Annotated in this window: 6 tRNA genes; all 6 read left to right on the top strand. The window is 44.4% G+C overall.

What is annotated here, in order from left to right:
* The first annotated feature begins 19 nt into the window (after positions 1–19).
* The 6 genes from BUB12_RS17410 (at position 20) to BUB12_RS17385 (ending at position 1,135) form a co-directional block, all read left to right on the top strand.
* Positions 20–95 (top strand) — tRNA-Phe (locus tag BUB12_RS17410).
* Between the two features lie 16 nt (positions 96–111).
* A tRNA-Tyr gene (locus tag BUB12_RS17405) sits at positions 112–197 on the top strand.
* Positions 198–395: 198 nt separating this feature from the next.
* Positions 396–469, top strand: a tRNA-Gly gene (locus BUB12_RS17400).
* Positions 470–479: 10 nt separating this feature from the next.
* Positions 480–553 (top strand) — tRNA-Ile (locus BUB12_RS17395).
* Between the two features lie 65 nt (positions 554–618).
* Positions 619–692 (top strand) — tRNA-Arg (locus BUB12_RS17390).
* A gap of 368 nt (positions 693–1,060) precedes the next feature.
* Positions 1,061–1,135, top strand: a tRNA-Asn gene (locus tag BUB12_RS17385).
* The last annotated feature ends 54 nt before the right edge of the window (positions 1,136–1,189 follow it).

The raw sequence follows: 1,189 nt of genomic DNA, 5'->3' as shown, positions 1-1,189 counted from the left end.
CCTCTACCTCCTCCATAATGGCTCGGTAGCTCAGTCGGTAGAGCAACGGACTGAAAATCCGTGTGTCGGCGGTTCGATTCCGTCCCGAGCCACCACTTATAAAACATAAGTGGAGGGATAGCGAAGTTGGCCAAACGCGGCGGACTGTAAATCCGCTCCCATCGGGTTCGTAGGTTCGAGTCCTACTCCCTCCACCATATATACAACTTCAATTAACTTCTATTTTAAATTTTATCGTATGCGGGTGTAGTTTAGTGGTAAAACCTCAGCCACGAGCGAAACATCTGCCGAATAATCTACGAGTTGTCCCGAAGCATAGACATCTATGAATAAACTAGCAGATGCAGGGACATGACTGGCCGTAAATAAAATGTTAATAACTTTCTATCAACCATGCGGGTGTAGTTTAGTGGTAAAACCTCAGCCTTCCAAGCTGATGTCGAGGGTTCGATTCCCTTCACCCGCTCCATTCTTAAAATGGGCCTGTAGCTCAGCTGGTTAGAGCGCACGCCTGATAAGCGTGAGGTCGGTGGTTCGAGTCCACTCAGGCCCATTACTACTTCTAAAAGTTCTATTAAGGATAACTTCCATACATATGTATGTTAATATATTTTCTTTGCGCCCTTAGCTCAGCAGGATAGAGCAACAGCCTTCTAAGCTGTGGGTCAGAGGTTCGAATCCTCTAGGGCGCGTTATTTTTAAATTAGCTAATTTCACTCGTTTTATAAGATTTTTTTGTTAAATAATATTCCACAGTAGCTCAGTGGTAGAGCAACGAGCACTACTTCCACCGAATATGCTACGAGTAACCCCGAGGAATGGACATCCCTGAATAAGCTAGAAGACGCAGGGGTAACCATCGTGGGATAAGCTTTATATATGGTAAGTAATTTATCTTGAAATATTCCACAGTAGCTCAGTGGTAGAGCATGCCGCTTACATCTTGAAAATACTTCCAAGTGCAGGCATGCGAGGAGTGCGACCTCTTGAAAAACATGCAACACGACGAGCAATTTATGATTTAATTTCTTTTTAAAGTTATAATCTTTATTTTAATTATTCCACAGTAGCTCAGTGGTAGAGCAATCGGCTGTTAACCGATCGGTCGTAGGTTCGAATCCTACCTGTGGAGCCATTAGGAGAAGTACTCAAGTGGCTGAAGAGGCGCCCCTGCTAAGGGTGTAGGTCG

Origin of the sequence: Ornithinibacillus halophilus (assembly GCF_900129485.1) — a bacterium.
Classification (GTDB): Bacteria; Bacillota; Bacilli; order Bacillales; family Amphibacillaceae; genus Ornithinibacillus; species Ornithinibacillus halophilus.
The sequence above is the reverse complement of the archived record's forward strand: the minus strand, read 5'-3'. Positions and strand labels throughout refer to the sequence as shown.